The sequence below is a fragment of the Bacillus sp. GW823-FHT06B01 genome (assembly GCF_058952315.1).
Genome location: NZ_JBXAHR010000001.1, coordinates 936067 through 953294, shown reverse-complemented (window position 1 = coordinate 953294; position 17228 = coordinate 936067). Strand labels below are relative to the sequence as shown.

The following is a 17228-nucleotide window of genomic DNA, read 5'->3' as shown; positions in this document are numbered from 1 at the left end:
AAGGGGATAACAAAGTTTCGTTAAGGAAAAATATGTTGTAAAGTGCAAAGTTAGGGTGTGAACGCGATTTGGATCGAGGGGATAGGGAAAAGGATAGATGTATTATGATGAATCCGTACGTATACTACACCGCTCAAAGGTGATTGGGCAAAATAAAAACCCTCTAGAAAATATATTTTAGAGGGTCTTCATCTTAGTATGCTTCTAAAAACTCAGTAACTTGCTCTTCAGTTTTTGCGTTAGCACTATGTAAGTGGCCTAGTTTCTCACCATTTTGATATACAAGTAAACTTGGAATACCCATTACTTGATACTCTTCAGCGATACTTGGGAATTCATCTTTGTTAATAGAATACCATTCAAACTTATTGAACTCTTCCATTACATCTCCGATAAAGTTGTCCATACGCACACAATCTGGGCACCATGTAGTAAAGAACTTAACAACTACTGGCTCCTCACTTGCGATGATGTCTTTGAATTCCTGTTCAGATTTGATTTCTTTCATGTTTTTGTCTCCTCTCAATGTCACACGGATAAGCTAGTATTTTTATGCAAAATCCGCGATTGCAAACATTTTGCAAACATTAGTGTTTTTGAAATAGGTTGTTTGCAAAATCTTCGACTGCTTTTTCTTGTAGGCCTGGTACGACGTGTGAGTAGGTGTCCAATGTGATACCTACTTTTTTATGTCCTAATCGTTCACTTACGATTTTCGGGTGAATACCCTGTTTCAACATTAATGTCGCATGGGTATGCCGTAGATCGTGGAAACGAATATCAGGAACCCCACATTTCTTTATAAGCTTTTTCCAGAGCTGTGTCAAACTTCTGAAATTGCAGGGGTTACCATTATATGTTGAACAAACTAAATCATAATTATTATATCCATCTCCATACCGTGCTTTTTCTTCATTTATCTTCAGTAGGTGTTCTTGAAGAGCCTGCAAAGTAATTTCAGGCAGAACAATTAATCTTTTTCCTGAAGATGTCTTAGGTTCATGAAATTCTTTGGTGATATGAGAGAGGGACCGATTAACCGATAAAGTTCTTCTCTCAAAATCAATATCCTTCCATTGGAGCCCTAAGATTTCACCTTTACGCATTCCGCATGTAATTGCAAGAAGGTATGCAATATAATAACGACTTTCTTTTGCATTCTCTAAAAAAAGAAGAACTTCTTCTTCAGTCCAAGTATTTACCGTTCTCGTATCGGCACCAGCAGTAGGAGGGCTAATGACATCAGCAACATTCTTTTTTACAATTTCATGGCGTACAGCGTAAGATAATGCAGTTCGTACGATTTGATGAATGCTACGAACTGTGACAGGTTTCATAGTTTCGGATAAATCACCATAGAACTTTTCAAGATCCACACCTTTTAATTTTTGCATTGGAATGTTTCCGAGTTTTGGTATAATATGATTGTTAATATGTTTTCGATAGTTATAGTACGTGGTTTCTCGAAGGTTTATCTTCCTAGCTTCAAGATATTGAAGGAAAAATTCGCGTACTCTCATTTTTGTCGGCTTGTGCTTCTTTTTTTGTTTTATACCCAGAAAAACATCTCTGTCTTCTTCCACCTGGCTCTGGATCTGGGCCGATATCTAAAACGAAACTGTACTTACTTCCTCTTTTTATAATATGCCCTTTCACTGTATACACTCCTTCATCTCATCTTGATTCATGTTGTGTAAGTCTAGTTGTAATTTTGCTGCTATGAAAATTACATAGTTGGACATATCAGCGATGGATACATTTTACCATATATGAACAAATTCAGTTATAGGATTTGATTGTCAGTAATTTTTTATTTTGTTCGAAAATTATTGTGATTCATATGTGAAAAACAAAGGGAGGAACGTAATTTGTTTGAGATAAAATAAAGGTTTGATAGAATTTCATTTAAACGTATAATATAATAATTAAAATAGAGTGTAGTGAGTTTATGAATTTTGAATGGATATCTATAGACACAAATTGGCTCGGATTCTGGGGAGGAGTTTTAGGTGGTTTCATTAGCGGTGGGCTTACTTATTTAGGAGTAAGAAAAACAATTAAAAACGAAAGAAAAAGTTTTTTCACTAATAGAATTTGGGAAGAAAAAAAGGACGTTTTAAAAAAATTGATGGAACATCGGATTTGGCTCGTAACTGGTGATAAGACTGGTGAAAACTATCTGGAATTTATGAAAGCACTGAATTCATTATTGATAGTTTTTAGTGATAGTCCAGGTGTTTTAGTAAAATTGGTAGTTTTTCATGATTATGTTAATGTTAAATGTAATGGGAATGCTAATGAATTATTAATAGAATTATTTAAGGCGATGTATGAAGATCTTGATTTGGAGTTTGATGAAAAACTTAAAGACGTTCTCTTAATTGCATTTAAATAACTGTATAATTGAAAAAGAGCCAAATGGCTCTTTTTTGTTGTACTCATGTAAACAGAATTGAAATCGTTTTACAGGCAACTACCAAAGTACACACCGTCGCAATCACACTAGCTAACTGTTCTGGGGCATGGATTTTTAACAGTATTTTGTAAACTATTCCAAAAGTAACGCCCATGGCAAGAAACATAACAGCTGCTTGCAAAACTAATTGATTGACAGGTGATTGTATAGAACTAAAGTCAATTTGATTCATTCAATATGCCCCTTATAACTATTTATACGTATATTAATATATTTCATTTGAAAATGAAAGTGTATAATCCTACAAAATACCAAAATAGTTAATTTACAGGTGTAGAACATATAAGCTAAAATAATTGTAGATTCCAATTGAGAAGGAGGAAAGGAGCCATGAAAAATACATATGTTAAAGATCCAGGTGGATGGAATTACACTCAAAAGAATAGTGAAGTAGGACCAGGTGGTGGCGCAGGATATACCGGTAAAGGTAGTGAAGCTGCAGTATCATTATATAGATTTGCCCTTACTTACATTGTTTAAAGGCGGTGATTAAAAATATGAGAACATTTTATGTGTACGACAAACAAACAGGAAGATATTTAGAAAATGTGATTATATTCCCTTCATATGACACTAAAACAGATAATGACGGGAATATGATTGAATGGATTCCTGTTTACAAAAACATTCCAGAAAACGCCACAGAAATACCATTACCGCAGCCAAATTGGAAACCTGTATGGGATGGAGAAAAGTGGATTGAAACGATCACGGAAGAAGAATTAGAAGAAATGAATAAGCCGCAACCGCATAAACCAAGTGAAATTGAAAAACTCAACGCCCTTATTACTGAAATGAAGGATAAACAAGAAACATTAGAAGAAGAGAATGCGGGATTGGTACTTTCTTCTATAAAAAAAGAAATGACTCTTGAATTGATGCAAGAAGAACAATCTGCGCTTGTTTTAAATTTAATTAAAGGTGGCGTTTTATAAATGGCTCAATTAGATTTTTACGCACTAGCTAAGAGATATTATAAGCGCTTTTATTCAAACGAAGATGTAGGTGTATTTGTTCAAGCTAAGAAGATTACACCAGAGCAATACAAGGAAATTACAAATTTTGATTATGTGGAGCAGCAATAGCTGATTCAAAAAGCTGTAGATGAGTTAATCATCATTAGTATTCAATAAAAAGGAGCTGACGCAAAATGGCTGAGTACATGGCACAACGAGTAATCGATGAAGTTTTTACTTATGCGTTTATCATTGTAAAAATGAAGGCGTACAAAGAAAGAATCTATAAATACTTAACTGAAAACGGAAGAGCAGATCTAATTACCGATAGCGCACAATAGTGGGCTTTTTATTTTGCATAAAGGAGTGAAAGAATGGATCGTATTGATGTATTAACGAAAACGTTTATAGCTGCATTTGGTGGATTCTGCTGGTATTTTTTAGGAGGATGGAATGCAACATTGAAAATCTTAGTGACGATGGCAGTTATTGATTATTTAACTGGCATGATAGCAGCAGGATACAACGGAGAACTAAAAAGTAAAGTTGGTTTTAAAGGCATCGCCAAAAAGGTGGTGCTTTTTCTTTTGGTTGGAGTCGCGACTCAGTTAGATACAATACTTGGAAGTAATAGTGCTATTCGTGAAGCGACAATCTTTTTCTTTATCGGAAATGAGTTGCTTTCACTTTTAGAAAATGCAGGGCGTATGGGAATCCCGTTACCTTCAGCGTTAACAAACGCAGTAGAAGTTTTAGGTAGTAAGAGCAAAAAAACAAGCTCTGAATATGATAATAAAAAAGGAGTTGTTGAATAATGGGTTATATTGTAGATATTTCCAAGTGGAATGGAGACATTAATTGGGATGTAGCAGGACCGCAATTAGATTTAGTAATTGCACGTGTGCAAGATGGTTCGAATTATGTAGACCCTTTGTATAATGGATATGTACAAGCGATGAAATCAAGGAATATTCCTTTTGGAAATTATGCATTTTGTCGTTTTGTGTCTATCAACGATGCCAAAAAAGAAGCACAAGACTTTTGGGCTCGTGGTGACAAATCAGCTAAGTTTTGGGTAGCTGATGTTGAAGTGCAAACAATGAGTGATATGCAAGGTGGGACACAGGCGTTTATCGATGAACTACGCCGACTAGGAGCTAAAAAGATAGGGTTATATGTAGGGCATCATACGTATGATTCGTTTGGAGCGCGTAATATACAAGCTGATTTTGTATGGATTCCGCGATATGGCGGCAATAAACCAGCATATCCTTGTGATATTTGGCAATACACGGAGACAGGTAATGTGCCAGGTATCGGCAAATGTGATTTAAATCAATTAATAGGTAATAAACCACTTTCATGGTTTACTGGAGTAGATGAAACAATTGCAAATAGTCAATATGATTCTAGTTGGTTTACAAAACAAGACGGTGTATTTAAGTTAAATACATCTATTAAACTTCGTACCGCACCATTAACTGATGCTCCAATTATCGCTACACTTAATGCAGGAGATGAAGTAAAGTATGATGCATTCGGTTATGAAAAAGACGGTTATGTATGGATACGTCAACCACGTTCAAACGGATATGGTTACATTGCAACTGGTGAAACTTCAAACGGAAAACGTGTAAGTAGTTGGGGTTCATTTAAATAAAAGAATAGTTTGATTAACATAAATAAGAGCCGTCCTATTGGGCGGCTTTTTTTAATTTATATTCACTAATTCATCCAACTTAAACTCGGTATTCAAACCGAAAACGACGTACTCTTAGAATAGAGCACGTCGTTTGTTATGAAGTGAACCCCGAAAACGGGACACCAATCAAAACACCTAAACCACTTGTTCCCTAAATTCTTTAGGGGATAGGTGGTTTAATTTTTCTTGAATTCGCACACAATTGTAGTAATGAATGTATTCTAGCACAATCTTTCGCACAGTTGTGTTGGATACTTTTGTTATCTCTTGTGAATAGAAAGCTTCACTTTTCAAATGACCAAAGAAGCTTTCCATGACGGCATTATCATGGCAATTTCCTCTCCGGGACATGCTGGTGATAATGCCGTTTTCTTTGGCATACGCTTGAAATTCTTTTGCTGTATAAATACTTCCTTGATCCGAGTGAAGAAGGACATCTTTTACTCTTCGCCCTCTCATTGCTTGTTTCAATGTCTTCATCGCTAATGTCAGTGTTTGTGATTCGCTGAGGACACAACTAATAATTTCACGATTAAAGGCATCCATGATCGTTGATAAATACAAGGTACGCTCTCCAAATAAGAGGTACGTCACATCTGTAAACCACTTTTCATTTGGTCTGGATGCATCGAATTCACGCTCCAATCGATGAGGGGCTACCATTGGTTCCGCACCATTGATATATTTCTTTTTCTTTCGACGTACTTTTGAAAGAATGTGATTTTGTCTCATGATTCGTAATACTTTTTTATGATTGACACACAGTCCCATTTTTTGAAGAGTAGCGGTCACTCTTCGATATCCATACCGAAATTTATGCCTAAGACGGATGTCCTTTACTTTCTCTTCTATATCATCTTTCCGATCTTCCGTTCGTTGTAACCAGCGATAAAATGTGGAACGGGGTAATTCTAATACGTTACACAATTCTTTTATCGTTATTTTTGTTTTTACATTTTTCCATAAAGTAACTACAGTTTCTGGTTTCAGCCTCTTTCGATTTCCAGATACTTTCCCCATACAAGTAATTTTGTTTTTAAATGCTTATTTTCTAGACGTAGTTGTTCTAATTCACTGAGCTCTTTTGGTCCTTTTCCATAAGAATATTGTTTTCCTACAGGTTGTTGAAAACGATATGTTTGATCTGTACGATACCATTTCATCCATGTCTTAATTTGGGAAACATTTTTAATTCCGAGTTTCTCCATAATTGTACGATTTGAATAACCATCTTTCTTCATTTCAATTACTTTCCACTTTGTTTCTTCTGGGTAATGAACTCTTGTCGTCATACGAAAAAACACCTCCATTGAATTTGCATACTTAGTATGCGAATTTAGGAGGTGTTTTTTTCATGTACCACTATTCGGGTTCACTTCACATTGTTTGTGAGAAACAAGAAGGTGAGCTTCAATTAAAAGAAACGAATTGGATTTGTGAAAATTGTGCCCGAATTACGCATGAACAAGGTATTGAAAGAGATACCTATACCCTTTTACACCTTATTCCATAAATAAGAAAGCTGGTGGGCTTCTGATTCAAGAGCTATTAAATGATCATTATTAATAGTGTTATTTGTATACATTTTGTTCTTTTGGATGTTAAGGACAGTATAATTCACATCGTTATATTTATTTGAAAATGTTGATTCATTTAATAATGTCAGTGTTGAATTGATGTTATATTTATCAATTCGCTCTTTTTTTCCTTTGAAAAATAGTTTAATAAGATGCGGCTCATCATTAATGAGCAAACCGAGTTCAGGTGATGAGCGGACGATTAAATTATCTGATAACCAATGTGATTTACCTGGATCAAACCAAGAGACTTCTTTGTTTTTAATAAATTTTTTGTACTGCTTTATAACATCAATGTAGTTTTGCTTTTTCTTCTGATCAACAGTTTGTACTAATGTTTCAAAACAATCAAAAGGTAGTTCGTTTTTATGAAATTTAATAACAGTTTCTCGTAATTGTTTCCAGTAATCAAAAACCGGGTGATATTCAGGTTGAGATTTTAAATTCTTTACAAAATTTGTTTTAGCTGCACTACTTTTCAGTGTGAAGTCTAAAAATTGTGTAAGTCCCACTTTAATTTCCGCCATGTTACACCTCCTTTCCAAATGTTACTAATTCAATATTGGAAAGGGAAATCCTGCATTTTTAAGGAGGTGAACTAGATGCTAGAAAAACCGATGTTCATACACAATGGCTATTGTATTTCTTGAGCTTGGTATTCATGGAATACTTTCTAAGAGGAGGTAACAGCAATGGATCTACACCCAGTAAATGATAATAATACGAAAAAAACATTGGAAGGGTTTTTAAAAGCAGTGGGAAAAGACCAAAAAGAAGAGAATGAAAAATCAAAGAAACCAAATAAAGTAGATGAGTGAAGCGCGCTATCGTTAAAATGACGAATAACGTGCTTGTATATTTTTTTATAAAGCGTATGCATATTCATGGATTTACAGATATTTGTTACGTGGGCATAGTGTTTTTGATAAATAATATTATGGAAATAAAAGGGAATGAGATTATATAAAAAAAGGTCCTGTTGTTTCCAACAGGACCTTTCCTAAAATGGCAAAGAGTAACTCTTACCTTACTATTCTCGTATATATTACATGAAAAAGATAGATGTGTATACAACAAGAAATTCCGATATAATTATTCTGATATAGTATTTAAGGGTAATAAGGTAGAATTTTAAATAAGGAATTAAATTACAAATGTTGATTTGTCAGGTGATTCAAATGAATTTCTATCAAATTGTAGTTAATAAAGTGATATTGAGATAATAAGATATGTAATTTTGCATATCAGATTTTTAAAGTGAACAAGGGTATGGAATATTTAAATGATACGGAAGTTGAGGGAGAGTAATACTAAAATTTCATTTGTTTTTTACTGTAATAAATAAATTCATTTGAATAGAAGCGAAAAATAGAGGTTTGCATTAGTCATTTATGAAAGTCAAGAATATTTATAACCATAGGAGTAAATACACAGGTCCGATTTTTGTAATGATGGAGGGAATTGATGTGGACATAACTCAAAGTATGGCAAGAATAGTGGTAAATGGAAAGGATCTTCCGTTTATTTCAGTTAGAACTTCTGTATGGAATCAAGGACCTGTAAATGATTTAATTGTTTCGACAAACTTGAGAGCCGAGGAGCTTTATCAGTTTATGTGGTCACAAGTGCCAGTAATGCTTGCGATGTATTTTCTTCAAGGAGCGGACTTAATGCGGTTTGCTAGAATTAATGGGATTAATCAAAGTGTAACGGGAGAATATATTTATCATTTCTCTTGGGGATAAAGCGAATGTAAAGTAGCTTAACAGATTTATTTAATGATATGGAAGTGGGTGGGGAAAATGTTTTATTCATATTTTGCTTCTCAAGCAGATATTCGCCCAGCGTATGGTACATCAATAACGTTTAGCGGAGCACAAAGTACAGTTCAAGCTGTTCAACAAGCGTTACAAATGCAACAACAAATGCAACAACAAATGCAGCAACAAGGGATCCAGCCGTATTATTCATCCATGGAGTATTTTTACCCAGTGCATCAAATCACACCGTATGGAAGTTCTTTTCTTACTATCCCATATGGAACTGTATTTAATCTATAAATTGAAAGTTTAATCAGTAGGGGGCAGGTATCCCAAACTGATTATTAGTCCTCACCAATTGGACATATACGGACGATCCGGCTCCTACCTACCTTTCTTGCATGTTCCGAAATTTTTTTGGGAGCCTTATTACCCGCAAATGGAGAGGGGTATATGTAAGCGCCAAATAGTCCTCACCTACAATTTGTAATTAACCGATGAGATAATCTCCGTACATACTACAAGTGTTTTTTTTTGATGAGAAGATACCGATTAAAGAAAAAGTGAGAATTATCTTATTATGACAAATATAATATCTAGTATTTTGTTTATAATTGTAAATAGTTATTGAAATGTGTAAATGTTATTTTTTTATTAATAAAAAAAATAGGAAAAATAATGCAACTTTTTAATTTGTTTATTCGTGTTATATATGAGAGGAGGAGGGGGATGGAGATTGAAGAAATATATAAGGTTTATATAAACGATGTGTACCGGTATTTATTTTCCCTTTCTCGTAGCCATCACGTAGCAGAGGACTTGACGCAAGAGACTTTTTATCGAGCGTATCTTTATTTAGAAGACTATGAAAATCAAAAGGTAAAATCATGGCTTTTTAAAGTGGCATATCATACTTTTATTGATTTTGTTAGGAAAGAAAATAAAGTAACTTTTGTAGGAACTGAGGAATTAGAGACGATACAAGCGGGGGAATCTACAGAAGAGTATGTAGTCGCAAAAAATAGTTATGAAAAGTTAATTCAGATTATTCATAATTTACCGGTGGTAGAGGCACAAGCTATTTTATTATGTGACGTACATCAATTAACGTACGAAGAGGGTGCTTCTGTACTAGATTTAAAGTTAAATACGTATAAAAGTCACATATTTCGTGGGAGAAAGAGATTAAAAGAATTGTTAAAGGAGGAAAAGAGTCAAAATGAAAAATGATAAACCTCATTCTGAACAAGATGATTATAAAGAATTGTTACAAGAAGCTCTTCATCAAAGACCGGCTTCACTTCCTGATGGAAAACAAGAGCAAGTGTTGAAAATAGGTAAAAAAAGAGCGCGTATTACGAATGTTTTAATTGTATTTACTTTTTTATTACTTATTCAACCTATTTTATATATATCAACACTCTTATATTATACATTGGCACCAACAAACGCAATGGAGATACGGAATGTAGTAAATCAAACATTAAGTGTAACAGAACCAAATGTATTTTTGAAAGATAGGGACATGGAGCAAACATTGTTACCGCTTAGTTTACAATTGCATTTTGATTTGTATAAAAGGGTAGGGAAGAAAGATATTCGAATAGGAGAAGAGAAAACAGATTATGTATTTAGTAGAGCAACGAAAGTTAGCCGTGAATATACAACAGATGAAAAAATTCCAGAAGTCCCATATATAGATAATGAGGTATTGTCTCATCCTAATAATTATAATGCATCCTATAATAGTAGTGAAGAAGCGCAGGTATTAAAGGGTCTTCCGCAAGAATCTGTTGTAGAAGCATTTATATCTTTTAGAGAATTGTTGAGTGTACAAGAGGTAACGAATATGTTTCCCACTATTGATATCGTCTGGTATGCCGTTAATACAGGGTTAGAGGAGAAGCAAACGAATGACGAGGGTATGTATGTTGCTCCGATTGGCTTTCCGGCAGATATGATTTCAAGACCAAGTGGTGCTTTTGTGAGTGATTCACCTCATGAGGAACAATTTATTGAGGTGTTAAAGTCATTACAGAAGCATGAAAATTTAGCAGTGAAGCTATCTAGAGCAAAAGTATTAGAGTTGTCAAAGCGTATTTCTTTCCTTGAAAAAAATGGGGTAAAAACATACGGGATGGTTGTAACTGGGCCTAAAGTAGAAGTTGAAAAATTGATGAGCCACGAAAAAGTTAGAAAATTGAAAGTAGGTGAAGCGAGGTTATGGAATTGGCATTCTTAAAAAAAAGAAAGAATCGTATTTATAAACAGGAAACGTGGATGGGGACTCTTTCATTAATTATTGCCTTTTTAGCGTTATTGTATTTAAATATTATATTGCTTTTTCAAGAAACATTTATAGATAAAGGTTTTCTACAAATAGTTGGTATTGGAGTGGTGTGCTCAGTCGTAGGTATGATCACAAAAAGCAAAAGTCGAAAATATGCATTGTGGGCATGTAGTTTATTTGTTTTTATGCTACTGTTTGCTATATTTGGATTTATGTTAGGTTGGATGGTAAGCTTTGGGCCATAAATATGTGGGAAAGAGCGAATGTAGATTCGCTCTTTTTTGTATTGAAAGTAAAATAGATGTATCGTGCAATCCATTAAATTTGAATGGATTGCACGATACATCTAGGTTGTGTTTTTATTAATATGTTTTCCTCTCAAGTGTATATAAATAGGCGACAAGTATAGTGCTAAAACAATAGCTCGTCCAAACATTGCGAATCCCTCTTACATAATATGTAGTAATAAGCATGAAAGGGGAACTAGTATGTCTTGCTATTACTACTGTAAGTATTGTAAAGAGTATAAAAAGAAACAGCATGATTGTTGTAAGAGCACGAGTAAGTGTAATGACAACGAGGAGAAGCTTGTTAGGGCATCTGCATTTAGAGCTAGAAATACGGTGAATCAAACGGTTCCTGCCAATACTTTTGTAAAGGTATTGTTCCAAAATGAACAATTTGATTTAGCAAATGAGTATAATCCAGTAACGTCTATTTTTATTCCGAAGACTAGAGGAGTTTACTCTATTATTGGAACGATTGGTTTCTTTCCAAACGATCCTAGCTTAAATTATAGAGCTCGTGTAGAAATTCGTGTAAATGGAAACGCAGCAATAGCTATAGATAATGACTTTTTCGGTCCAATAGGTTTTGGAAATGTAGTAAGTGTTTCGACGATTATTCAATTGAATGAAGGAGATCAAGTTGAGGTTTATGCACAAAGTAGCATAGACGGAGTTTTAAGTCCTTCAGAAGACGGCTCACATTTTGAAGCTGCAAGATTCCCTTCTCCAATTAAATAAAGTCGAGTAAACAAAAGAGAAAGAATAATCCTCACCAAGATGGTGGGGATATTTTATTCTATTGAAAATAGTAACAGTTTGTCCAAGCTATTCTAATCTATATTGCATAGTATGTAATAATAAATTTAAAGGGGGACTTACTACGTCTTATTATTACTGTAAGTATTGTAAAGATTACAAAAAGAAAAGTCACGATTGTTTTAGAAAAAATAGTCAATGTGATAGAAAGTATGTACAAGTGAATTGTTGTGATGATAAGAAAGAAAAGCTTGTAAGGGCGTCTGCATTTAGAGCTGTTAATACAATGAATCAACCTGTTCCGGAAAATACTTCAGTTAAAGTATTATTTCAAAATGAACAGTTTGATTTAGCGAATGAATATAATGCAGCAACATCTATTTTTATTCCGAAGACTAAAGGGGTATATAGTGTATTAGGGAATATAACATTCTCTCCAAATGATTTTAATGTAAATTACAGAGCTAGAGTAGAAATTCGTGTGAATGGAAATCCAGCAATAGCAATTGATAATGATTTCTTTGGGACCGGTGTATTTTTTAACAATGATGTTTCAGTAACGTCTATTCTTCAATTAGAAGCAGGGGATTCAGTTGAAGTTTTTGCTGAGAGTAGTGTTGCTGGAGTAATTGTTCAAAATGTTAATGGTTTGAATACGGTTCATTTTGAAGCTGCAAGATTTCCTTCACCAATAAAATAACGAAGAGAATATATTACTTTTCAGTAGGTTTAGTTAATCCCCTTTACCAAATGGTGGGGGATTATTATTGTTTTTCTAAAATATATAAGTAAATAGGTTAAATATAGTTTGTTTCAGGAGAATTTCACATGCTAGGATGTAAGGTTAAAAGTGCTAGCTTATTATGAGTATTAGATATTCTGCAGGTAATAAAAAGCGTACAACGAAACGAGTAACATGGTTGTGAAAGTTCTTAGGCATTATATTTGCTAGTCGTCTTATGGAATAGAAAAGACATCTTATTTTATAAATACATAAAGGGCCGTATAATTACGGGCGTTTTCTTTACTATATAGAAATTACATATTTAACATAGGTTTGTGTAGGTATTGCTATTGTATAGAAAGGAAAAATATTAAGACGATTACACTATATAAAAATAAAATAAATCCTAAGATGAGTAGTATTGGATACAACTTGAACATATTTGACCTCCTTGAGTATATAAAGAATTTTAATACATTTATGGTCAATTTAGAAGGGGAATATATTAATGAAAGATGATTGAATCAATATACTAATTTAACAGTGTAGTGAATGTATAATAAATAAAGGAGTATTGTTGATTACACATTGATTAAATTGTTTATAAGCAGCAGGTAGGTTGATTGCCCGTGAAATATAAAAGTGAGCAGGTTTATGTGTACAGAATGAGAGGTAAATAAAAAAAGAGCATACATAAAAAGTACGCTCTAAAGAAAGATAGGTTTTATGAGTGGATAATCTCCATACGATAATATATGCTCGACTAATAAAAACGTGTAAAAAATCAATAGATTATCAATGGAATAGCATGAAATGAGTAATGTTGGTCTATTACCAAAGTCGCGAAGCTAACCGAATTGTAAGGAGTATGAATAAAACGGATTAACAACTGGATAATGATTGTACTTCAGTTTCAAATTTCTTATAGTTTGGATATTGCGTAATAGTTTGGCACTTAGGTGTGGAAAGTTGATTAATTATAGAAACATTTGTAATTACCTCGTTACAAGGGCCGAAAAATGTAATTTTTAGTTTTGAATTGGGTGGAACTTTGACCACGATAGGTTTTTTTTCCATGAAATCAGCTCCTAAGACGCAGTATTGTATACTGCGTTTTTTGTTGAGTTTGTAAAGGCGTATTAATATATAATATGAAATTTTTAGTTGAGTTGATAATGATATGGAGATTAATGGTGTGATTAGATTATGAAAAACTAGTAGAAACTTAATTAAAAGATCGTATATTTTGAAAAAAATATAGATTTTCTTTATTTATATTATAGATAGCTAGTATTAGGCATAAGGGGCTTTCAATAAGACAAGCTTTGAATATGATATTAAAAAGGGGATGAATTGTAGTGGGGTATATTATCGATATTTCAAAATGGAATGGAACTATTGATTGGGATATTGCAGCATCTCGGCTAGATTTAGTTATTGCTAGAGTTCAAGATGGCTCGAATACGGTAGATTTTATGTATCAAAATTATGTGAATGAAATGAAGAAACGCAGTATTCCATTTGGTAATTATGCATTTTGTCGTTTTATATCTATTGCTGATGCAAGGAAAGAGGCACAAGATTTTTGGAGTCGTGGCGATAAATCTGCTAAGTTTTGGGTGGTGGACGTAGAAATTCAAACGATGATGGATATGCAAGGGGGAACACAAGCGTTTATAGATGAATTACGCCGTTTAGGTGCGAAAAAAGTAGGACTATACGTGGGGCATCACACGTATGTATCATTTGGAGCACGTAATATTGAAGTTGATTTTGTATGGATTCCTCGTTATGGAGGAAATAAGCCAGCATATCCGTGTGATATTTGGCAATATACTGATGCGGGAAATGTTCCTGGTATTGGGAAATGTGATTTAAATCAATTAATAGGAAATAAGTCGCTTTCTTGGTTTATAGGTTCGGACCAAGTAAATCAATCTATTCAATTTAACAAAGAGAATATACAGCAATCAAAGGGTATTGGTATTGCAGTTTCAAAATATCCTGATGGATATGGCATAAACGTATATGAAAATCCTACGAATCCTCAGTTTACAGGTACAATCACTCAAAAAAATCCATATTTAGTCTTACATGGTTATTGGGAAGACGCAGATAAAGATATGATTTGCTTAGGCAATGATAAACAGTGGGTATATGTAAAACATTTTGATGTAGAATGGTTTTATGCAGTTTCAAAATATCCTGTTGGGTATGGAGTGAATTATTATGCAGAGCCTGAATGTATAAATTATAAAGGAAATATTGATGGATCAAAATCTTTTCGTGTGTGGGGAAGAGCCAAAAATGCGGTAGATATCGGGCAAAATAATTGGATACTGGAAGAACATGTAACTATTAAGAATCTATAGGAATACGTAAAGGGTCATTTTACTGATAAATAGTAAGATGACCTTTAATATTTGAACAAAAAAGAACAAGATACATAGTTTATTCAAATGAAATGAATTACATGTGGAAAACACATTGTTAACACAAGTACATTGTATAGTTATTCTTATATAATAATAAAAGTGAGGTATTTTGAATTGAAAAAGAAAAAGCTATTTTTAGGAACAATTATTTCATGCGTAGTATTGGCATTATCGGCATGTGGTTCCTCAGACAATGTAGTAACATCAAAAGTAGGAAATGTTACAGAGAAAGAGTTAAGTAAAGAATTAAGACAAAAATATGGGGAAAGTACTTTATACCAAATGGTGTTAAGTAAGGCGTTGCTAGATAAATATAAAGTTTCAGATGAGGAAGCAAAAAAACAAGTAGAAGAAGCAAAAGATAAAATGGGTGACAACTTCAAATCGACTTTAGAGCAAGTTGGATTGAAAAATGAAGATGAATTAAAAGAAAAAATGAAGCCAGAAATCGCATTTGAGAAAGCGATTAAAGCGACTGTCACAGAAAAAGATGTAAAAGATAACTATAAACCAGAAATGAAGGTAAGTCACATTTTAGTGAAAGATGAAAAGACTGCTAAAGAAGTGAAAGAGAAAGTAAATAATGGAGAAGATTTTGCAGCTTTAGCGAAGCAATACTCAGAGGATACTGGTTCAAAAGAACAAGGCGGAGAAATAGCTGGTTTTGCTCCAGGGCAAACGGTGAAAGAATTTGAAGAAGCTGCATATAAATTAGATGCAGGACAAATAAGTGATCCGGTAAAAACAACTTACGGTTACCATATTATTAAAGTGACAGATAAAAAAGAATTGAAGCCATTTGATGAAGTGAAAGATAATATTCGTAAAGATTTAGAACAGCAAAGACTACAAGACACGACAGGTAAATGGAAGCAACAAGTAGTCAATGATTTATTGAAAGATGCTGATATTAAGGTGAATAATAAAGAATTTAAAAATACATTTGAATTTCTAGAAAAGAAATAATGATTGTAATTAGAAAAGGGAACCTATATAGGTTCCCTTTTCTAGTTAGTGTGTGTGTTATAAATAGATAGTAAGACAATATAATATTACATTTAAATATTAAGAATTACAATGGGAATTTATGTATTTTTTTAAAATTGGAATGATCAATGCTTCATAGAATGTTGATATTATAATGTTTCGTTTGCTTAATTTCATTCCACTATTTGCATGTAGTCTGATTGGCGCGGGCCAATTAAAACCTGAAGTGATTTAAGTTTTTCTTTATTGAAGTGGATAAACATAATTTGCAGAATGAAACATACAATAGTATTGAAAAAATATTGATGTTAAATGAAGTGAAAAGCAGAGCATTCTACTAAAAAAGGATGTTCTTTTTAGTATGAAATTTTTAGAATAAAGAAAGAATGCTTTTAAACGAATTACTTAATAGATAAATATATTATGTAGGAGGAGAAAATATGAAAGTAATTTTTCAGAGAGAAGGCGGAGGGAAGGTTTTTGAATCGCATGATGAAGATATAAGTAACTTATTAGCTATTTTAAAAGAAACGAAAGGGATCAAGATTGGGATGGTTGAGTATGAAGTATTAAAATACGAATTAGAGTATTTTCGTAACCCAAAAAAAGCAGTAACAGAGAGGGAGTTACATATAATAGTACAACCAAAATATATGTAATAATAAGGGGCAATTATTTATAAATAGTTTTATACATTATGTACGAAAAGAGAGTGTTTAAATTGCTCTCTTTTCATAAAAATTCATAAGGAATGAATTGTGGTTCGTTATAAATCCCTTAAATTTTGTGAGTTCGTTCTTTATAATATATGCTTTCATTTATAGTTGGCTAATAAACTTGAAAAATTAAAACTTTTTAGTTTATGCAGGGATTTTATATTCGAGTAGATAAATGTTCATATAAAGTATTTTGTATACGAATATTGGAGGAGTAAAAATGAGTTTAGCAAGTTATATAGGGTGCAATGTATAAATTCCGTTAACGGATCCAGATTCTAATGATGCAATTGTTTTTGGATCGTACTTTTTAGATGAGAGTATGCTTGAAATTGTACAAGAGTTTCAATTTCAAACAAGTTACACGTATGAAGTTTCAACGAGCTGGGGCATTGAACTTGTTGAGTGGCAAAGTGAAAAGGAGAAGAAAGAAGCTAAAAAAAGCTATTAGCTTTATGCTCGATTATGGAAAGTTATTTAAATGAGGGGACTATTTTGAATTATTCAGTTGTTGGGTTGGTGATGAAGATCAGGAACGAGTGGGAGAATTAAAATTAAAAAT

The 17228-nt window shown here is 33.1% G+C and carries 27 protein-coding genes and 2 pseudogenes; 21 read left to right on the top strand and 8 right to left on the bottom strand.

Going from position 1 to position 17228, the window contains the following annotated elements:
- Window positions 1-193: 193 nt before the first annotated feature.
- From AC1Q8N_RS04970 to AC1Q8N_RS04955, 4 genes and pseudogenes are all read right to left on the bottom strand, one after another.
- Window positions 194-508, bottom strand: coding sequence for a thioredoxin family protein (locus AC1Q8N_RS04970; protein WP_000658777.1), 315 nt, complete (start codon window positions 506-508; stop codon window positions 194-196).
- Between the two features lie 79 nt (window positions 509-587).
- On the bottom strand, window positions 588-1136 hold the full coding sequence (locus tag AC1Q8N_RS04965) for a site-specific integrase (protein ID WP_493521141.1): 549 nt from the start codon (window positions 1134-1136) through the stop codon (window positions 588-590).
- A 270-nt stretch (window positions 1137-1406) separates the two neighbouring features.
- Window positions 1407-1520: pseudogene (locus tag AC1Q8N_RS04960) on the bottom strand (tyrosine-type recombinase/integrase); the annotation flags it as partial.
- Window positions 1486-1656 (bottom strand): Arm DNA-binding domain-containing protein, encoded by a 171-nt coding sequence (locus AC1Q8N_RS04955; protein ID WP_493521103.1) that lies wholly within the window; start codon window positions 1654-1656, stop codon window positions 1486-1488. The gene AC1Q8N_RS04955 and the pseudogene AC1Q8N_RS04960, both read right to left, overlap by 35 nt.
- 292 nt (window positions 1657-1948) lie before the next feature.
- Here AC1Q8N_RS04955 and AC1Q8N_RS04950 point away from each other — a divergent pair, with 292 nt between their 5' ends.
- Window positions 1949-2395 (top strand): hypothetical protein, encoded by a 447-nt coding sequence (locus AC1Q8N_RS04950; protein ID WP_098076309.1) that lies wholly within the window; start codon window positions 1949-1951, stop codon window positions 2393-2395.
- Between the two features lie 43 nt (window positions 2396-2438).
- On the opposite strand, the gene AC1Q8N_RS04945 is transcribed toward AC1Q8N_RS04950, so the two are convergent.
- Window positions 2439-2648: a hypothetical protein gene (locus tag AC1Q8N_RS04945; RefSeq protein ID WP_493521102.1), complete on the bottom strand. Its 210-nt coding sequence runs from the start codon at window positions 2646-2648 to the stop codon at window positions 2439-2441.
- 158 nt (window positions 2649-2806) lie between these two features.
- Here AC1Q8N_RS04945 and AC1Q8N_RS04940 point away from each other — a divergent pair, with 158 nt between their 5' ends.
- From AC1Q8N_RS04940 to AC1Q8N_RS04910, 7 genes and pseudogenes are all read left to right on the top strand, one after another.
- Window positions 2807-2956: a hypothetical protein gene (locus AC1Q8N_RS04940; RefSeq protein WP_165775592.1), complete on the top strand. Its 150-nt coding sequence runs from the start codon at window positions 2807-2809 to the stop codon at window positions 2954-2956.
- Between the two features lie 17 nt (window positions 2957-2973).
- A complete protein-coding gene (locus tag AC1Q8N_RS04935; RefSeq protein ID WP_048546613.1) occupies window positions 2974-3411 on the top strand; it encodes a YomQ N-terminal domain-containing protein in 438 nt (145 codons plus the stop codon).
- Complete coding sequence (locus AC1Q8N_RS04930; protein ID WP_088110227.1) at window positions 3412-3561, top strand: XkdX family protein; 150 nt, start codon at window positions 3412-3414, stop codon at window positions 3559-3561. It abuts the gene before it with no gap.
- Window positions 3562-3626: 65 nt separating this feature from the next.
- Window positions 3627-3773 carry a hypothetical protein gene (locus AC1Q8N_RS04925; RefSeq protein WP_165775593.1) on the top strand — a complete coding sequence of 49 codons (147 nt, stop codon included), beginning with the start codon at window positions 3627-3629 and terminating at the stop codon, window positions 3771-3773.
- A 33-nt stretch (window positions 3774-3806) separates the two neighbouring features.
- Complete coding sequence (locus AC1Q8N_RS04920; protein ID WP_493521101.1) at window positions 3807-4247, top strand: phage holin family protein; 441 nt, start codon at window positions 3807-3809, stop codon at window positions 4245-4247.
- A pseudogene (locus tag AC1Q8N_RS04915) lies at window positions 4247-4843 on the top strand (glycoside hydrolase family 25 protein); the annotation flags it as partial. The gene AC1Q8N_RS04920 and the pseudogene AC1Q8N_RS04915, both read left to right, overlap by 1 nt.
- Window positions 4820-5092 (top strand): SH3 domain-containing protein, encoded by a 273-nt coding sequence (locus tag AC1Q8N_RS04910; RefSeq protein WP_239661033.1) that lies wholly within the window; start codon window positions 4820-4822, stop codon window positions 5090-5092. The pseudogene AC1Q8N_RS04915 and the gene AC1Q8N_RS04910, both read left to right, overlap by 24 nt.
- Before the next feature lie 177 nt (window positions 5093-5269).
- Here the strand turns inward: AC1Q8N_RS04910 and AC1Q8N_RS04905 are convergent.
- Window positions 5270-6426, bottom strand: a protein-coding gene (locus AC1Q8N_RS04905; protein ID WP_404519067.1) for an IS3 family transposase whose coding sequence is annotated in 2 segments (ribosomal slippage) — window positions 5270-6174 and window positions 6174-6426 — 1158 coding nt in all. Because the reading frame shifts where the segments join, the coding sequence is not laid out codon by codon here.
- A gap of 62 nt (window positions 6427-6488) precedes the next feature.
- Between AC1Q8N_RS04905 and AC1Q8N_RS04900 the strand changes: the two genes are divergently transcribed.
- Window positions 6489-6647, top strand: a complete 159-nt coding sequence (locus tag AC1Q8N_RS04900) for a hypothetical protein (RefSeq protein ID WP_165775594.1) — start codon at window positions 6489-6491, stop codon at window positions 6645-6647.
- Here AC1Q8N_RS04900 and AC1Q8N_RS04895 read toward each other — a convergent pair.
- The gene (locus AC1Q8N_RS04895; RefSeq protein WP_098049334.1) at window positions 6630-7238 is read right to left on the bottom strand and encodes a hypothetical protein; all 609 of its coding nucleotides are present in this window, start codon (window positions 7236-7238) and stop codon (window positions 6630-6632) included. The two genes, AC1Q8N_RS04900 and AC1Q8N_RS04895, sit on opposite strands and share 18 nt — an antisense overlap.
- A gap of 165 nt (window positions 7239-7403) precedes the next feature.
- Between AC1Q8N_RS04895 and AC1Q8N_RS04890 the strand changes: the two genes are divergently transcribed.
- The 8 genes from AC1Q8N_RS04890 (at window position 7404) to AC1Q8N_RS04855 (ending at window position 12504) form a co-directional block, all read left to right on the top strand.
- Window positions 7404-7529, top strand: a complete 126-nt coding sequence (locus AC1Q8N_RS04890; protein ID WP_255256222.1) for a hypothetical protein — start codon at window positions 7404-7406, stop codon at window positions 7527-7529.
- 573 nt (window positions 7530-8102) lie between these two features.
- Window positions 8103-8456, top strand: coding sequence for a hypothetical protein (locus AC1Q8N_RS04885; protein WP_048546623.1), 354 nt, complete (start codon window positions 8103-8105; stop codon window positions 8454-8456).
- A 57-nt stretch (window positions 8457-8513) separates the two neighbouring features.
- A complete protein-coding gene (locus AC1Q8N_RS04880) occupies window positions 8514-8771 on the top strand; it encodes a DUF3947 family protein (protein WP_048546625.1) in 258 nt (85 codons plus the stop codon).
- Window positions 8772-9200: 429 nt separating this feature from the next.
- Window positions 9201-9701, top strand: coding sequence for a sigma-70 family RNA polymerase sigma factor (locus AC1Q8N_RS04875; RefSeq protein WP_048546627.1), 501 nt, complete (start codon window positions 9201-9203; stop codon window positions 9699-9701).
- The gene (locus AC1Q8N_RS04870; RefSeq protein WP_048546630.1) at window positions 9691-10713 is read left to right on the top strand and encodes an anti-sigma factor; all 1023 of its coding nucleotides are present in this window, start codon (window positions 9691-9693) and stop codon (window positions 10711-10713) included. Before AC1Q8N_RS04875 ends, AC1Q8N_RS04870 begins: the two co-directional genes overlap by 11 nt.
- Window positions 10695-11006, top strand: coding sequence for a hypothetical protein (locus AC1Q8N_RS04865; RefSeq protein ID WP_048546632.1), 312 nt, complete (start codon window positions 10695-10697; stop codon window positions 11004-11006). Before AC1Q8N_RS04870 ends, AC1Q8N_RS04865 begins: the two co-directional genes overlap by 19 nt.
- Window positions 11007-11249: 243 nt before the next feature.
- Entirely contained in the window at window positions 11250-11786 is a 537-nt protein-coding gene (locus AC1Q8N_RS04860) for a C1q-like domain-containing protein (protein ID WP_001278094.1), read from the top strand.
- Between the two features lie 106 nt (window positions 11787-11892).
- Window positions 11893-12504, top strand: coding sequence for a hypothetical protein (locus tag AC1Q8N_RS04855; RefSeq protein WP_048546818.1), 612 nt, complete (start codon window positions 11893-11895; stop codon window positions 12502-12504).
- 906 nt (window positions 12505-13410) lie between these two features.
- On the opposite strand, the gene AC1Q8N_RS04850 is transcribed toward AC1Q8N_RS04855, so the two are convergent.
- Window positions 13411-13605 carry a hypothetical protein gene (locus tag AC1Q8N_RS04850; protein WP_048546634.1) on the bottom strand — a complete coding sequence of 65 codons (195 nt, stop codon included), beginning with the start codon at window positions 13603-13605 and terminating at the stop codon, window positions 13411-13413.
- A gap of 281 nt (window positions 13606-13886) precedes the next feature.
- On the opposite strand from AC1Q8N_RS04850, the gene AC1Q8N_RS04845 reads away from it, so the two are divergent.
- The 4 genes from AC1Q8N_RS04845 to AC1Q8N_RS04830 all read left to right on the top strand — a co-directional run bounded on the left by AC1Q8N_RS04845 (window position 13887) and on the right by AC1Q8N_RS04830 (window position 17117).
- Entirely contained in the window at window positions 13887-14900 is a 1014-nt protein-coding gene (locus tag AC1Q8N_RS04845; RefSeq protein WP_098049336.1) for a glycoside hydrolase family 25 protein, read from the top strand.
- Window positions 14901-15077: 177 nt separating this feature from the next.
- Window positions 15078-15929, top strand: a complete 852-nt coding sequence (locus AC1Q8N_RS04840; protein WP_048546636.1) for a peptidylprolyl isomerase PrsA — start codon at window positions 15078-15080, stop codon at window positions 15927-15929.
- A 461-nt stretch (window positions 15930-16390) separates the two neighbouring features.
- Window positions 16391-16609, top strand: a complete 219-nt coding sequence (locus AC1Q8N_RS04835) for a hypothetical protein (RefSeq protein ID WP_048546639.1) — start codon at window positions 16391-16393, stop codon at window positions 16607-16609.
- Window positions 16610-16922: 313 nt separating this feature from the next.
- Entirely contained in the window at window positions 16923-17117 is a 195-nt protein-coding gene (locus AC1Q8N_RS04830) for a hypothetical protein (RefSeq protein ID WP_239660882.1), read from the top strand.
- Window positions 17118-17228 lie beyond the last annotated feature (111 nt).

Excerpts from the sequence above, each read along its gene's own strand:
- AC1Q8N_RS04930 (WP_088110227.1), top strand. The coding sequence starts at position 3,412 with ATGGCTCAATTAGATTTTTACGCACTAGCTAAGAGATATTATAAGCGC.
- AC1Q8N_RS04945 (WP_493521102.1), bottom strand. The coding sequence starts at position 2,648 with ATGAATCAAATTGACTTTAGTTCTATACAATCACCTGTCAATCAATTA.
- AC1Q8N_RS04885 (WP_048546623.1), top strand. The coding sequence starts at position 8,103 with ATGAAAGTCAAGAATATTTATAACCATAGGAGTAAATACACAGGTCCG.
- AC1Q8N_RS04835 (WP_048546639.1), top strand. The coding sequence starts at position 16,391 with ATGAAAGTAATTTTTCAGAGAGAAGGCGGAGGGAAGGTTTTTGAATCG.
- AC1Q8N_RS04940 (WP_165775592.1), top strand. The coding sequence starts at position 2,807 with ATGAAAAATACATATGTTAAAGATCCAGGTGGATGGAATTACACTCAA.
- AC1Q8N_RS04880 (WP_048546625.1), top strand. The coding sequence starts at position 8,514 with ATGTTTTATTCATATTTTGCTTCTCAAGCAGATATTCGCCCAGCGTAT.
- AC1Q8N_RS04860 (WP_001278094.1), top strand. The coding sequence starts at position 11,250 with ATGTCTTGCTATTACTACTGTAAGTATTGTAAAGAGTATAAAAAGAAA.
- AC1Q8N_RS04935 (WP_048546613.1), top strand. The coding sequence starts at position 2,974 with ATGAGAACATTTTATGTGTACGACAAACAAACAGGAAGATATTTAGAA.
- AC1Q8N_RS04970 (WP_000658777.1), bottom strand. The coding sequence starts at position 508 with ATGAAAGAAATCAAATCTGAACAGGAATTCAAAGACATCATCGCAAGT.
- AC1Q8N_RS04865 (WP_048546632.1), top strand. The coding sequence starts at position 10,695 with ATGGAATTGGCATTCTTAAAAAAAAGAAAGAATCGTATTTATAAACAG.
- AC1Q8N_RS04850 (WP_048546634.1), bottom strand. The coding sequence starts at position 13,605 with ATGGAAAAAAAACCTATCGTGGTCAAAGTTCCACCCAATTCAAAACTA.
- AC1Q8N_RS04890 (WP_255256222.1), top strand. The coding sequence starts at position 7,404 with ATGGATCTACACCCAGTAAATGATAATAATACGAAAAAAACATTGGAA.
- AC1Q8N_RS04920 (WP_493521101.1), top strand. The coding sequence starts at position 3,807 with ATGGATCGTATTGATGTATTAACGAAAACGTTTATAGCTGCATTTGGT.
- AC1Q8N_RS04870 (WP_048546630.1), top strand. The coding sequence starts at position 9,691 with ATGAAAAATGATAAACCTCATTCTGAACAAGATGATTATAAAGAATTG.
- AC1Q8N_RS04925 (WP_165775593.1), top strand. The coding sequence starts at position 3,627 with ATGGCTGAGTACATGGCACAACGAGTAATCGATGAAGTTTTTACTTAT.
- AC1Q8N_RS04950 (WP_098076309.1), top strand. The coding sequence starts at position 1,949 with ATGAATTTTGAATGGATATCTATAGACACAAATTGGCTCGGATTCTGG.
- AC1Q8N_RS04895 (WP_098049334.1), bottom strand. The coding sequence starts at position 7,238 with ATGGCGGAAATTAAAGTGGGACTTACACAATTTTTAGACTTCACACTG.
- AC1Q8N_RS04900 (WP_165775594.1), top strand. The coding sequence starts at position 6,489 with ATGTACCACTATTCGGGTTCACTTCACATTGTTTGTGAGAAACAAGAA.
- AC1Q8N_RS04875 (WP_048546627.1), top strand. The coding sequence starts at position 9,201 with ATGGAGATTGAAGAAATATATAAGGTTTATATAAACGATGTGTACCGG.